Origin of the sequence: Paracoccus marcusii, from assembly GCF_006151785.1 — a bacterium.
Classification (GTDB): domain Bacteria; phylum Pseudomonadota; class Alphaproteobacteria; order Rhodobacterales; family Rhodobacteraceae; genus Paracoccus; species Paracoccus marcusii.
In genome coordinates, this window is the sequence record NZ_VDDD01000016.1 from 25,914 (window position 1) to 40,006 (window position 14,093).

A 14,093-nucleotide genomic window follows, 5' to 3' on the forward strand; every position below is an offset into this window, starting at 1 on the left:
CCCTGCCTTTCAACCGTGGTGGATCGCGATGGTCTTGGTGCGGGTGAAGCCGTACAGCGCCTCGAACCCCTTTTCGCGACCATGCCCCGACTTGCCGATGCCGCCGAAGGGCAGCTCGACCCCGCCCCCCGCGCCATAGTTGTTGATGAAGACCTGGCCGCAGTTCAGCCGGCCCGCCAGGCGCAGCTGTCGCGCCCCGTCGCGGGTCCAGATGCCGGCGACCAGTCCGTAATCGGTGCCATTGGCAATGCGAAGGGCCTCCGCCTCGTCGGCAAAGGGCATCATGACCTGCACCGGACCAAAGATCTCCTGCTGCGCTAAGGTGTGATCGGGGGGTACGTCCGCAAACAGCGTGGGTCGCACGAAATGGCCGCCGGCCGCCGCGTCAGGATGCAGGCGCCCCTGAGCCGCCAAGGTCAGTTCGCGGGTGCCAAGATCGATGAAATCCTGCACCAGTCGCCTCTGGCGCGCCGACACCAGCGGACCCAGGTCGTGGCTGTCGGGCGCCGGTCCGGCCACAAGCCCGTTGAAGATGTCGGACATGCGGCGACGCACCTCGTCGTAGACACCGGCCTGCACCAGGACGCGCGACGCGGCCGAACAGGTCTGCCCGGCATTCTGCATGCAGGCCCCGACCAGAACCGGGATCGCCCGGTCCAGGTCAGCATCGTCAAAGACGATCTGGGGCGACTTGCCCCCCAGTTCCAGCGTTACGGGCACGGCGTTGGCCGCCGCCGCGCGCTGAATGCCGGCTCCGGTCCCGACCGAGCCGGTGAAGGACAGATGATGCACGCCCGGATGTGCGGACAGTGCCGCGCCCACCTCGGCCCCCAGGCCGGTCACGACGTTCAACGCGCCGGGAGGCAGGCCCGCCTGATGGGCGATCTGCGCAAAGACCAGGGCCGAGAGCGACGCATCCTCGGCCGGCTTCAGCACCACGGCATTGCCCGCGGCAAGCGCCGCCGCGACGGCCCGGCCCAGGATCTGCATGGGATAGTTCCATGGGATGATGATCCCGCAGACGCCATGCGGCTCGCGCAGGGTATAGGCGGTATAGCCCTGCTGATAGGGAATCGTGCTGCCCATCAGCTTGTCCGCCGCACCGCCGTAGAACTCCAGATAGCGGGCCAGGGCCACCGAATCGCGGCGCGACTGGTCCAGCGGCTTGCCCACGTCCAGCGTCTCGATCATCGCAAGATCCTCGGCCCGGTCCAGGACCAGGGCGGACATCCGCGTCAGGATGCGCCCGCGGTCGGTGGCGGTCAGCGCCCCCCAGGGGCCGTCCAAGGCGGCGCGGGCGGCGGCGACGGCGGCGTCGACATCGGCCGGGGTGCCGCGACCGATCACCCCGATGGCATCGCCGGTCGACGGATCCTCGACCGGCAGGGCGCCGCCTTGGGGGCGGGTCCAGTGGCCATCCACGAAGATCAGGCTGGTGTCGATGCGGGTCAGATCGTCGATGATCATGCTGCAGTCCTGTGGTCGGTGGAAAAATTGCGTCCGGTCACCTTGTGGCCCGGACGGCCAGCGCCCAAGCTGGCCCCCCGGCAGGACAGGAGGAGACGATGGACAAGATGACGGTCGGCATGGTGGGCGTGGGTCTGATGGGCCACGGCATCGCGCGAAACATTGCGGCCAAGGGGTGGCCGCTGCTGTTTCTGGATCATCCCGGCAACCAGCCGGTCGGTGACCTGACGGCGCTTGGTGCGCGCCGCGTCGACAGGCTGGAGGCCTTGGCGGAATGCCGCGCGGTCATCCTGTGCCTGTCCGGCACCCCCCAGGTCGAGGATGTGCTGCTGGGCGCGGGCGGTCTGCTGGCCGCGATCCGTCCGGGCACCGTGATCGTCGACTGTTCGACCGCGATCCCGGCATCGACCCTGCGCCTGGCGGGGCTGACGCGCGAGGCGGGCGGGGAATTCATGGACGCGGCCATGACCCGCACCCCGAAGGAGGCTGAGGAAGGCCGCCTGAACCTGCTGGTGGGCGCGGACGGTGATCTGTTCAACCGCATGCGCCCCCTGCTGGGCACGTTCGCCGAGAACATCTTTCACGCGGGCGACGTCGGCGCGGGCCATACGCTGAAGCTGCTGCACAACTTCGTCTCGATCGGCTGTGCGACCCTGATCAGCGAGGCCGCGGCCTGTGCGCGGCAGGCGGGCATCCGTGACGCGACCTTTGTCGACGTGCTGTCCAAGGGCGGCGGGCACGGTGCCGCGCTGGACCGGATCGCGCCCTTCCTGCTGTCGGGGGACACGTCGGGAATGCGCTTTTCGGTCGGGAATGCGGCCAAGGACCTGTCCTATTACCGGCAGCTGTCGCGGGACGTGGGCGCCGCGCATGACGCGGCAGATGGCGTCGGAGCAGCCCTGGACGGGCTGGCCCAAGGCGGTTTCGCCGACAGCTATCTGTCGGAAGCCGCGGCCCTGTTTTCCCCGCAGGACAAGCCCTCGCACGACTAGCCCGTGACCACGGGCCAGGGGCGTGCGGGCGGGGCGATCCGTTCCCACGCCCGCGCGGCGCGCAGTACGCCCAGGTCGTCGAACCGGTGGCCCGCGATCTGCAACCCGATGGGCACGCCGTTCCGGTCATGGCCGCAGGGCACGCTGATCGCCGGTTGTTCGCCGATGTTGAAGGGGGCGGTAAAGCCGATATGCTGCATCGCGCGGGTCACGTCGTTGTCGGCGGGATAGGCCCAATCCGCCGGAAAGCTGACATTCGGAGAGATGGGCGACAGGATCAGGTCCAGATCAGCCATGGCCTGCGTGGTGCGACGACGGATCTCGACCGTGGCGCCATAGCTGCGCCAGACGTCCTCTCCGGACCGGCCCAGACCCGATTCTGCCCATTCCCGCACCAGCGGCAGGATCCGGGCCCGCTGTTCGGGCGATAGCGCCAGCACGTCCAGCCCGGCCCGCGTGCGCCAAAAATCATCCAGGCCCTGCAGCAGGTCGGGAGTCATCCACGGATCGATGGGCCGGATGATGGCACCAGCCTGTTCGAACAGGGCCGTCGCGGCGGTCACGGCGTCGCTGACCTGCGGGTCGACCGCCATGCCGCAGCCAGCGTCCATCAGCAGGCCGACGCGCAGCCCTTTCAGGTCGCGGTCCAGGTCCATCCAGTCGATCGTGGCGGGTGGCAGGGACATGTGGTCGCGCCCGTCGGGCTGGGACAGCACCGCCATGGCCATCGCGGCATCGGTGACGGTCCGCGTCATCGGTCCCGCCGCGCGCCCCATGAAGGGCGGGTCGATCGGCACGCGCCCCAAGCTGGGCTTCAGCCCCACCAGCCCGCACCATGCGGCGGGCAGCCGAATCGATCCGCCGATATCGGTCCCCAAGTGGATCGGCCCATAGCCCGCAGCCCCTGCCGCTCCCGCACCCGCGCTGGAACCGCCGGGGTTCATGGCGGTGTTCCACGGGTTGCGCGCCAGCCGGTGAAAGCTGGACAGGCCCGAGGACAGCATCCCGAAATCGGGCATGGTCGTGCGGCCCAGAAAGACTGCCCCCGCCTCGCGCATGCGGGCGGCGGGGGGAGCGTCCTCGGCGCGCGGCGTCATGTCGCTGACCGCGGTGCCCAGGGGCATGGGCACGCCGCGGGTGGCGATATTCTCCTTGATGGTGATGGGCACGCCGTCCAGCGACACGCCGTTTACCGTCAGCGGATCGCCCCGCCGCCAGCGGTCCTCGGACGCGCGGGCGGCCTCCAGCGCCTGGTCGTGATCGACGGTCCACATCGCGTTCAGCACCGGCTCGCTGGCGTCGATGCGCTCCAGGACGGCGCGGGTCACCTCCACCGGGGACAGGCTGCGGTCGGCAAAGCCCGCGGTCATCGCGGCGGCGGTCAGGTCGGCAAATGCGGTCATGGGGTCCTCAGATGATCCGGGTCAGCAGGCCCGCGGCCAGGCGCGCACGCTCGGGCAGGCTGTCGATCTCGATATGTTCGTCCAGCGTATGCAGGCCGCGGCCGCGCACGCCGATGCTGTCCAGCGTCGGCACGCCCATCGCGCCGGTGAAGTTGCCGTCCGACCCGCCGCCCGACCGGTCCGAGGACAGCTCGAACCCGATCTGCGCCGACAGGTCGCGCGCGAGGTCATACAGCGCCATTGTGCCCGGCTGCGGCTCCCAGACCGGGCGGGTGACGCCGCGGGTGACGGTGAATTCCACCCCGTCCCGTTCGCCCTGCAGCGCCAGCATGGCCGCAACGCCGCGGTCCAGGTCGGCTTGCGTCTTGGCCATGGACAGGACCTCGGCCCGGCATTCCGAGGCCACGCAGTTCACCCATTGCCCGGCATGGATCACGCCCACGGAAAAGGTGCAGTCCTCGGTGGTCATCGCCTCGATCTCCAGGATGCGGCGAGCCATGGCGGTGATAGCCGACCGCCCGTCCTTCAGCGCCCAGCCCGCATGGCTGGGCCGGCCATGGGTCAGCAGGTCGAACCGCGCGATGGCGTATCGCCCGATCACCGCGCCCCCGTCGGGCAGCGCGGGTTCGGGCAGCAGCACGGCGCGCTGGCCGCGGGCGGCATCCTCGATCAGGCCGCGGGTGGCGGGGGTGCCGACCTCCTCGTCGGGGGTGAACAGGAACGTGACCGGCAAGGGCGTGCTCAGCCCGGCCCGCGCGATCTGGCGCATTGCCTCCAGAAAGACGTAATTGCCGCCCTTCATGTCCATGATGCCTGGCCCCCAGGCCTTGCCGTCCTGGACGCGGAAGGGCAGCTTCTCGAGCGTTCCCAGGGGATGGACCGTGTCCATGTGCCCCGACACCAGGATGCCCGGCTTGCCCTGATCGGCATGCGGAAAGGTCGCGCGGATCGAGGTGCCGAAGCCCTTGGTGCCCGGCACCGTCTCGACCGTGGCGCCGATCGCGGACAAATCGCGCGCGGCCAGGTCCATCATCCGGCTAACGGCGGCCGCGTCCCAGGTCGGGCTTTCGCATTCGATCCAGGGGCGCAGGCCCGTCAGCATCTCCTCCGCGTCGAAGGGCAGATCCAACGCGCTCATGCCGCCACCGGCAGGCGGCGTTCGATCAGCCGCGCATAGATCGACGCGCCGACGGGCAGGATGCTTTCATCCAGCACGAAGCCCGGATTGTGCAGCGGTACAGTGCCCGCATGGCCCACGTTGCCATAGGCGCCGGGGACCTGCTGCAGCATGTCGGCGAAATCCTCAGACCCGGTGAAGGGCTGGGAATCGTCGCGCACATTGTCTGCGCCCAGCACGTCGGCGGCGGCTTGGGTCCAGGCGTCCGACAGGTCGGCATCGTTCACCAGCACGTCGAAGATCTCGCGGAACTCGCAGGTGATCCGCAGATCGAAGGCCTGTGCGGCACCCTCGCAGATGGCGCGCATCCGCGCCTGCATCAGGTCGCGGACCTCGGGGCGGAAAAAGCGGATCGTGCCGGCCAGGGTCGCGGTTTCGGGCACCACGTTGTAGGCGCTGCCCGCATGGATCTGGGTGACCGACAGAACCGCCTGATCCAGCGGCGCGACGTTGCGGCCCAGGATCGTCTGGAACTGCCCGACCAGCCCAGATGCCGCGACCAGCGCGTCGCGCGACTGCTGCGGCATGGCGGCATGGCTGCCCTTGCCCGTTACGGTGATGTCGAAGAAGGACGCCCCCGCCATGGCCGGCCCCTTGCACAGCGTCGCGCGGCCCGGCTGGCCGGTCGGCTGGTTGTGCATGCCATAGACCTCGTCGACCGGGAACCGCTGGAACAGCCCGTCCGCGATCATGGCGCGGGCGCCGCCCAGACCCTCCTCGGCGGGCTGGAAGATCAGGACCGCGGTGCCGTCGAAATTGCGCGTCCGCGCCAGATACTGCGCGGCCCCCAACAGCATCGTCGTGTGCCCGTCATGGCCGCAGGCATGCATCTTGCCGGCCTGGGTCGAGGCATGGGGCAGCCCCGTCGCCTCGTGGATCGGCAGAGCGTCCATGTCGGCGCGCAGGCCGATGCGGCGGTTGCCCTGACCCCGACCATGCAGGATGCCCACGACGCCGGTCCTGCCCACGCCCTCGTGGACCTCGTCCACGCCCCATTCGCGCAGCTTGGCCGCGACGACCGCGCTGGTGCGGACCTCCTCCATGCCGATCTCCGGGTGCGCGTGCAGGTCGCGGAAGATCTCGGTCAGTTCCGGGACGGCGGCGTCGATCTCAGGCAGGTTCGGCATGTCTCACCTCTGGCATGGCACGGAAGTTCTGGAAGTCCCATGACCGGCCGGGGGCGGCCTCGATCAGGGCGCGTGTATAGGGATGGGCGGGCGCGGCCAGCACCTCGCCCGCGGGGCCGTGTTCCACGACGGCGCCGCGCTGCATGACGATCACCTCGTCGCAGATCTGGGCGGCGACGCGCAGATCGTGGGTGATGAAGACGATGGCGATGCCCAGGTCGCGCTGCAGCTGGTCCAGAAGGTCCAGCACCTGCGCCTGCACCGACACGTCCAGCGCCGACACGGCCTCGTCCGCGACCAGCACGTCAGGGCGCATCATCACCGCGCGGGCGATCGCGATTCGCTGCCGCTGCCCGCCCGAGAACTGGTGCGGATAGCGGGCCAGCGCGTCGGCGGGCAGGCCCACGACGCCCATCAGGCGCGCGGCCTCGGCCATCGCGTCCGTACGGCTGGTGCCATAGTTCAATGGCCCCTCGATCAGGCTCTCGCCGATGGTCCAGCGGGGGTTCAGCGACCGCATCGGGTCCTGGAACACCACCTGCAGCTTCTGGCGGTGCGGGCGCAACGCGCCGCGCGAAAGGTTCGCGATGTCGGCATCGTCCAGCAGGATGCGCCCCGAACTGGGGTCGATCAGCCGCATGATGCAGCGCGCGACGGTGGACTTGCCGGACCCGCTCTCGCCGACGATCCCCAGGGTGCGACCGCGCGACAGGGCGAAGGTCACGTCCTTGGCGGCATGCGCTTGCGGAAGCTTCCGCAGGATGCCGCCGCCGCCATAGATCTTGTTCAGCCGCTCGACCCGCAGGACGGCATCCGCCGCCTGGGGCCGGGCCTCGCGGGGCGACAGGCTGGGCACGGCCTTCAGCAGCTTGCGGGTATAGTCCGCCTGCGGGCTGCGCAGCAGCGTCTCGACCGCGCCATGTTCGACGATCTCTCCCTGCTTCATAACATAGACGGTGTCGGCAATTTCCGCGACGACGCCCATGTCATGGGTGATGAACAGCACCGCCGTGCCATGGTCGCGCTGCAATTCGTCGATAAGCGCCAGGATCTGCTTTTGCGTGGTCACGTCCAGCGCGGTCGTGGGTTCGTCCGCGATCAGCAGGACGGGTTCCAGCACCAGGGCCATCGCGATCATGATCCGCTGGCGCTGGCCGCCCGACAGCTGATGCGGATAGCTGCGGAAGATGCGCTCGACATCGGGCAGATGGACCTGCTCCATGATTGCCACGGCGCGACGGCGGCGTTCCGCGGCGGGCAGGTCGGTGTGCAGCTCCATGACCTCCATGATCTGGTCGCCCACGCGCAGGACCGGGTTCAGTGCGGTCATGGGCTCCTGGAAGATCATCGCGACGCGGGCCGCGCGCAGGTCGCGCATCTGCGCCTGTGTCAGGGGCAACAGGTCGCGCCCCTGCAACTGGATCGTGCCCCCCGCGACGCGCAGCGCGTCGGGCAGCAGCCCCATGATCGCCAGCGAGGTGACGGATTTCCCCGACCCGGATTCGCCCACCAGGCAGACGGTCTCGCCCGCGCGGATGGTCACGTCGATGCCCTTCAGGACCGCGGGGTTTCCCGGCGTCTCGGGCAGGGTCACGGTCAGCTCGCGGGCCTCAAGCACCACGTCGGCCGCGTCGAAGTTGCGTGTCTTGAACTGCATCAGCCTGCCCTTTTCTTCAGCCGCGGGTCCAGCATGTCGCGTGCCGCGTCGCCCAGAAGGTTGATCGACAGGATGCACAGCGACAGCGCGATGCCGGGATAGAGGATCAGTTCCGGCTTGATGCGGAAGAACAGCCGACCCTCGGCCATGATGTTGCCCCAGGTAGGGGTCTCGGTGCTGACGCCTGCGCCCAGGAAGGACAGGATCGCCTCGGTCAGGATGGCGCTGGCCAGGATGTAGGTGCCCTGCACGATCAGGGGCGCGGTGGTGTTCGGCACCAGGTGGCGTACCAGGATCTTGCGCATCGGTGTGCCAAGCGCGATCGCGGCCTCGACATAGGGCTCCTCGCGCGCGGAGAGGACCACGGCGCGGACCAGGCGCACGACGCGGGGGATCTCTGGGATGGTGATCGCGGCGATGACCGATCCGACCGACGGCCCGTTCAGCGCCACCAGCGCGATGGCCAGCAGGATCGAGGGGATCGCCATCAGCGCATCCATCGCCCGCATGATGATAGCGTCCGCCGTGCGGAAGAACCCTGCGATCATGCCGATGATCAGGCCCAGCAGGACCGACACCACCGCCGTGGCGATGCCGATGATCAGCGACAGCTGTCCCCCGATCAGCACGCGGCTGAAGATGTCGCGGCCGAAATTGTCGGTGCCAAGGGGGTGGCCCTCGATCGGGCCCTGCAGGCGGGCCATGGGGTTCATCGCCAGCGGGTCATGCGGCGCGATCCAGCCCGCCAGCAGCGTCAGGACGACGATGACGGCCAGCACCAGCGCCGCGATCTTGCTGCCTGCGCCCAGATGCGGCAGGCGCAGCGCGCGCAGGACCGGCTGCATCGCCGAGGTCGGTTGCGGTACCTGTGCCATCAGTAACGGATCCTTGGGTCAAAGAGGCTGTAGCTGAGGTCGATCAGCAGGTTCACCAGCACATAGAGGAAGCTGGTCAGCAGGATCATCGCCTGGATGACCGGATAGTCGCGCGCCAGGATCGCATCGACCGTCAGGCGGCCGACGCCGGGGATGTTGAAGACGGTCTCGGTCACCACCACCCCGCCGATCAGCAGGGCAAAGCCGGTGCCGATCACGGTCAGGATCGGCACGGCCGCGTTCTTCAGCGCGTGGCGGAACAGGACGGTGCGTTCCGGGGCCCCCTTGGCGCGGGCGGTGCGGATATAGTCCTCGCCCAGCACCTCCAGCATGTTGGCCCGCGTCATGCGCGCGATCAGCGCGACATAGATGGTCGACAGCGTCAGCGCGGGCAGGAAGGCATTCGACAGAAACCCGCCCAGGCCCGACGACAGGGGCGTGTATCCCTGCACCGGGAACCAGCCCAGCTGCAGCGAGAAGACCAGGATGAACAGGTATCCGATCACGAATACCGGTACCGAAAACCCCAGGACCGAGAAGGTCATCACCGCGTAATCGACCATGCTGCGATGCTTCCACGCGGCCAGCACGCCCATCGGCACGGCGATCGCGACCGACATCACGATGGTCAGCACCGCGATGGACAGGGTCGGCGCGATGCGGTCGGCGACCATCGTGGCCACCGGCGTGTTCGAGATCAGCGACACGCCAAGATCGCCCCGCAGCAGCTGTCCGACCCAGGTCACGAACTGGATGTGCAGCGGGTCGTTCAGGCCCATCGCCTCGCGGATGCGCTCCAGCTGGGCGGGGGTCGCCATGTCGCCCGCGATGATCGCGGCCGGGTCGCCCGGCGTCAGGCGCAGCAGCAGGAAGACGAAGACGGCGACCAGCAGCATCACCGGAATGACGGCCAGAATGCGCCGCAGGATGTACCCCAGCATCAGGTTTCTCCGATCAGGTGGGTGGGGGGCGGCGGAACCGCCCCCTGCTTTCGATCACTCGGACTTCTGCAGGCCCCAGAAGACCGGCACGGGCGAGTTGATCATCTCGGTGATCGTGGTGCGGCGGGCCTGCGGCAGGGTGTACTGACCGAGGGGGATCAGCAGGCCGTTCTCCAGGGCATGGGCCTGGATCTTCTCGGCGACCGCGGCCTAGGCTGCGGCGTCGGGGGCGTCGATGAACTCCTCCTTGAGACCCTCGATGGTCTCGTCGGTGGGCCAGCCGAACCAGGCATCGTCGCCGCGTCCGTTCAGCATCGGGTTCGAGATCGGGTTCGAGATCTCCGGCACCATCCAGTTGGTAATGAACACGTTCCAGCCCCCCTCGGCCGGGGCCGCCTGGCTGGCGCGGCGGGTGACCAGCGTCTGCCAGTCCATCGGCTGCAGCTCGACCTGGAACCCGGCCTCGCGCAGCATCTGCGATACGACGACGGGCTGAGTGGCCAGCGCCACCATGTCGGTGGGCGCCATCAATACGACCGGCGTGCCGTCATAGCCCGCCTGTTCCAGCAGCGCCCGCGCCTCCTCGGCGCCGCCGCCCTGGGTCAGGGTTTCGGTGCCGGTCGCGTTCTCCAGTGGCGTGCCGCAGCCCAGGATGGCGCCGCAGACCGAATAATATTCGGGGTTGCCGACCATCGCGGCCAGGACCGGTTCCTGGGTGATCGCCTTGATGGCCGCCTGGCGGACTTGGACGTTGTCGAAGGGCGGGTGCAGGAAGTTCATCCGCGTCATCGTCTGCATGCCGGTCGGCTCGCGCGTTTCGACGACGATGTTCGGATCACCCTCCAGCAGCGGGATCAGGTCGACCTGCATCGCCTCGATATAGTCGATCTCTCCGCCCGACAGCGCGTTCACGGCGGTCTGGACGTCGGGCATGTTGACCCATTCGACGCGGTCGACATTGACGACCTTGCCGCCGGCCATCCAGTCGGCGGGTTCGTCGCGCGGCACGTATTCGTCGAACTTCTCGTAGACGACCATCAGCCCCGGCTGGAACTCCGCCTCGACAAAGCGGAACGGCCCCGAGCCTACGTATTCAGTGATCGCCTCGTCGGCCGAGGTCTCGGCCACGCGGGCGGGCATGATGAAGGGGGGCAGGGCCGACTGCTTGGACAGCACGTCCAGCATCGGCACGAAGGGTTCGGTCAGCGTCCAGGTGATCGTCTTGTCGTCGGTCGCCTCAAGGCTGGCGGTGCGGTCCATGATGACCTGTCCGCCCGCGTCCTTCTGCCCCCACCGCTGCAGCGAGGCCACGGCATCGGCCGCCGTCACCGGCGCGCCGTCATGGAAGGTCAGCCCGTCGCGCAGCGTGAAGGTATAGGTCAACTGATCGTCCGAGATGGTCCAGTCGGCCATCTGCGGCTGCGGCTGGAATTCGGAATCCTGCGCGATCAGCACGTCGTAGATCATGTAGGCGTGGTTGCGCGTAATGTGGGCGGTGGTGATCACGGGGTCCAGCACGCGCAGGCCGGAATGCATCACGGCCTTGACGGTGGTCTCGGCCCAGGCCGCGCCTGTCAGCATGGTCGAGGCCAGAAGCGTGGCAGTCAATTTCTTGAGCATGGTGTCCTCTCTGTTGAACGGGTCCGCGGGGTGATCTTGGCGTCAGCCTTGCGCGGGGGGTGTGAAGGGTGCGCCGCCCGGCTCCAGCCGGATGCCGGGGGCAAGGTTGCGAAAGGGCAGGCTGGCCGGGCTGACGGGCATGGGCCCGGGCGCGGCGCAGGTCAGGATCGCCGCCGCGATGGGGGCGAAATCGGCACGGAAATGGTTCGAGCTTTTCACGACCAGGACGGCCTGCTCCTCGGGGACGATCCCCAGGAAGCGGAACATCTGCCGATCGGCCATCTGCGCCTTTTCCGACGCGACGGCGACCCGCACGCCCCCGATGCTGAGGCAGGCGGACGGCCCAAGCGCCAGATGCGCGCCGCCATAGAACGGGCCCGTGGCATGGCAGGCCCCGTCGGACAGCGCGTCCACGGTGAATTGGCCCTGAAATGGCGCATCGCCCGGAATGCCGGACCGACCGCCTAGGGCCAGATCGATGGTCGCGCCCACCCCCGCGGCATGGGCCGCCGCCGCCGCCTCCGGATCGATGATCAGGCCGATGGCCGCGTCCCGGGCATCGGCCTCGACCAGGGCGCGCAGCATGCCGGTCGTGTCGGAATTGCCGCCTGCGCCGGGATTGTCCTGCGTGTCGACCAGGATCACCGGCCGATCGTTGACGCGGCGCATCGCCTCTGCCACCCCGCCCGCGGGGCTAAGGCATTCGCCGCGGAACGCGGGTTCGGCCTCGCGCAGGGCCTGTGCCAGGCCGTCGGCCATCGCATCGGCATGTGCCTGCGTCTGGGCATAGGCGATGACCGAGGGGCGGCAGTCGGCGAAATCGGCCGCGGGAAACCCCATGAACAGCGACGCACAGCCCTGACCGTCGCAGGCGGCAACCCGGTCATAAAGCCCGGCTGCGGGCTGCGCATCGGTCGCCTGCCACGCGATCGGGATCAGAAAATCCAGTTGCCGGAACGCCTTGGCGTTGGGCGCGCCGCCCATCAGGCGGTCCAGTTGCTGCGCCGCACGATGCCCGGTCAGGGCCATGTCGACATGCGGATAGGTGCGAAACCCCACCATCAGGTCGGCATTGTCCACCATCCGCGCCGTGATGTTGCCGTGCAGGTCCAGCGCCGCGACGACAGGCGTGTCCGGCCCGACTGCCTGGCGGACCCGCTCCAACAGCAGGCCTTCGCCGTCCGGCGCCCCATCGGCCACCATCGCGCCATGCAGGTCCAGAAAGACCCCGTCCAGCGGCCCCGCATCGCGCAGGCCCTGGACGATCTCCTCGGTCAGGGCGGCGTAGCAATCGGCGGTCACCGGGGCCGATGGCACCGCGCCGGCCCAGACGACAGGCACCATCTGCCAGCCCTGCTTTTCGCCATGCGCGATGACGCCGGCGATCGGCAGGTTCACGTCCCGCGCCCGATCGATGATCTGCGCCCCGCGGCACAGAGGCAGATAGCCGCCGCCCTGTTCAAAGGCCGCCATGTCGGCGGGGCTTGGGGCAAAGGAATTGCTCTCATGAACGAAGCCCGCAAGGGCGATCCGCAAAGGACGGGCAGGAATCGTTTGGGTCAGCAATGTATTGCCATCCGATACAGTTGCATTGTATCACGAGTGTATTAACCCAAAATTGATCATGTCAACGTCGGAGATTGCATGCAGCGCAAGAATCACGATCCGGACGGTCCGCAGGCAGAGAATGCCTTGTTCGTCCAATCCCTTGCCCGCGGAATGAGCGTTCTGGAAGCGTTTCGCGATGCCGACGGGGCACTGTCGCTTGGCCAGATCGCCACGCGGACCGGGCTGACGCGCAGCGCGGCGCAGCGTCTGGTGCACACCTTTCGCAAGCTGGGCTATCTGACGTTGGCCGAGGATGGTCGCGGCTTTCGTCTGGACCTGCCGATCCTGGACCTGACGCACGACTATCTGCGCCTGAACCCGCTGGTGCGTCGCGCCAGTCCGATCCTGCTGGACCTGCGTCGCAACGTCCGCGAACGGGTCGACCTGTCACTGTTCGATGGTCAGCGCATGGTCTATGCCGCCCGGATGCAAAGCAAGCGCGAGACGTTCTTTGCGACCTTGGTGGGCAACAGCGTGCCCACGACCTGCACGTCGGGTGGTTGGGCCGTCATGGCGATGCTGCCCCCGACCGAGGTCGACCAGATCCTGGACCAGGCCAGTCTTCGGCCGCTGACGCCGCGGACCCTGACCGATCCCCAGGCGATCCGCGACCAAGTCGCGCTGGCACGAGAGGCCGGCCACGCGCTGGCGCTGGAGCAGATCCTGATGGGAGAGGTGGCCCTTGGCGTGGCGATCCCGGACGCATCGGGCCGCCCGATCGCCGCGATCCACATCGCCGGATCGCTGTCGGAGTGGGATCCGGAGGAGTTCCGCCGCCGCAACGCACCCTTGGCCGCAGAGGCCGTGCGCAGCATCGTGTCGGCGTAGGCGACATCATGTATGGCAGCCAAGTACGGCTGATTATTCGACTTTCTGGATATTGGCTGGGGCGGTAGGATTCGAACTGACTTTCGAGGTCAACTGAAATCTCACGCGCTTTTCCAAACACCGTGCAAGATTCCGCGCTTTGGGTGACAATATCTATACCCTACTGTGGTGTCTGACGATCGCCAACACAAGGGCGTAAATCTTGCGCTGTGTAAGAAGCCTTTCGGCTACTGCGATATTTCACGACAGCTCCATCGGCCATAACCATGGATGCCTCGATGCTTGATGTTCCGCGATGGTTCACCGGCGCAATGATAGATCGTCGTCCGCCCGATGTTCATGGTCAACGGGATCGAAGCACCTTCCAGCGTGTTGCCAGATTTGACTGCCGATCTGGA

11 protein-coding genes are annotated in these 14,093 nt (G+C 68.0%); 2 read left to right on the forward strand and 9 right to left on the reverse strand.

The annotated features are described in order from the left end of the window. Positions 1-9: 9 nt before the first annotated feature. On the reverse strand, positions 10-1,467 hold the full coding sequence (locus FHD68_RS04435) for an aldehyde dehydrogenase family protein (protein WP_127898738.1): 1,458 nt from the start codon (positions 1,465-1,467) through the stop codon (positions 10-12). Positions 1,468-1,511: 44 nt separating this feature from the next. On the opposite strand from FHD68_RS04435, the gene FHD68_RS04440 reads away from it, so the two are divergent. Then, positions 1,512-2,459 (forward strand): NAD(P)-dependent oxidoreductase, encoded by a 948-nt coding sequence (locus FHD68_RS04440; protein ID WP_280115161.1) that lies wholly within the window; start codon positions 1,512-1,514, stop codon positions 2,457-2,459. Here the strand turns inward: FHD68_RS04440 and FHD68_RS04445 are convergent. The 8 genes from FHD68_RS04445 to FHD68_RS04480 form a co-directional block, all read right to left on the reverse strand. Beyond that, on the reverse strand, positions 2,456-3,862 hold the full coding sequence (locus FHD68_RS04445; RefSeq protein ID WP_127898736.1) for an amidase: 1,407 nt from the start codon (positions 3,860-3,862) through the stop codon (positions 2,456-2,458). The two genes, FHD68_RS04440 and FHD68_RS04445, sit on opposite strands and share 4 nt — an antisense overlap. A gap of 7 nt (positions 3,863-3,869) precedes the next feature. Further along, a complete protein-coding gene (locus FHD68_RS04450) occupies positions 3,870-5,000 on the reverse strand; it encodes a M20/M25/M40 family metallo-hydrolase (protein WP_127898735.1) in 1,131 nt (376 codons plus the stop codon). Beyond that, entirely contained in the window at positions 4,997-6,166 is a 1,170-nt protein-coding gene (locus tag FHD68_RS04455) for a M20 aminoacylase family protein (RefSeq protein WP_127898734.1), read from the reverse strand. The genes FHD68_RS04450 and FHD68_RS04455 overlap by 4 nt, the downstream gene beginning before the upstream one ends. After that, positions 6,150-7,823: an ABC transporter ATP-binding protein gene (locus FHD68_RS04460; protein ID WP_127898733.1), complete on the reverse strand. Its 1,674-nt coding sequence runs from the start codon at positions 7,821-7,823 to the stop codon at positions 6,150-6,152. Before FHD68_RS04460 ends, FHD68_RS04455 begins: the two co-directional genes overlap by 17 nt. After that, entirely contained in the window at positions 7,823-8,698 is an 876-nt protein-coding gene (locus FHD68_RS04465) for an ABC transporter permease (protein WP_045998965.1), read from the reverse strand. Before FHD68_RS04465 ends, FHD68_RS04460 begins: the two co-directional genes overlap by 1 nt. Next, the gene (locus FHD68_RS04470) at positions 8,698-9,639 is read right to left on the reverse strand and encodes an ABC transporter permease (RefSeq protein WP_127898732.1); all 942 of its coding nucleotides are present in this window, start codon (positions 9,637-9,639) and stop codon (positions 8,698-8,700) included. The genes FHD68_RS04465 and FHD68_RS04470 overlap by 1 nt, the downstream gene beginning before the upstream one ends. Before the next feature lie 210 nt (positions 9,640-9,849). Beyond that, positions 9,850-11,259, reverse strand: a complete 1,410-nt coding sequence (locus FHD68_RS04475; RefSeq protein ID WP_244297758.1) for an ABC transporter substrate-binding protein — start codon at positions 11,257-11,259, stop codon at positions 9,850-9,852. 42 nt (positions 11,260-11,301) lie between these two features. Beyond that, positions 11,302-12,825 carry a M81 family metallopeptidase gene (locus tag FHD68_RS04480; RefSeq protein WP_240542428.1) on the reverse strand — a complete coding sequence of 508 codons (1,524 nt, stop codon included), beginning with the start codon at positions 12,823-12,825 and terminating at the stop codon, positions 11,302-11,304. 78 nt (positions 12,826-12,903) lie between these two features. Here FHD68_RS04480 and FHD68_RS04485 point away from each other — a divergent pair, with 78 nt between their 5' ends. Further along, positions 12,904-13,695 carry an IclR family transcriptional regulator gene (locus FHD68_RS04485; protein WP_127898730.1) on the forward strand — a complete coding sequence of 264 codons (792 nt, stop codon included), beginning with the start codon at positions 12,904-12,906 and terminating at the stop codon, positions 13,693-13,695. The last annotated feature ends 398 nt before the right edge of the window (positions 13,696-14,093 follow it).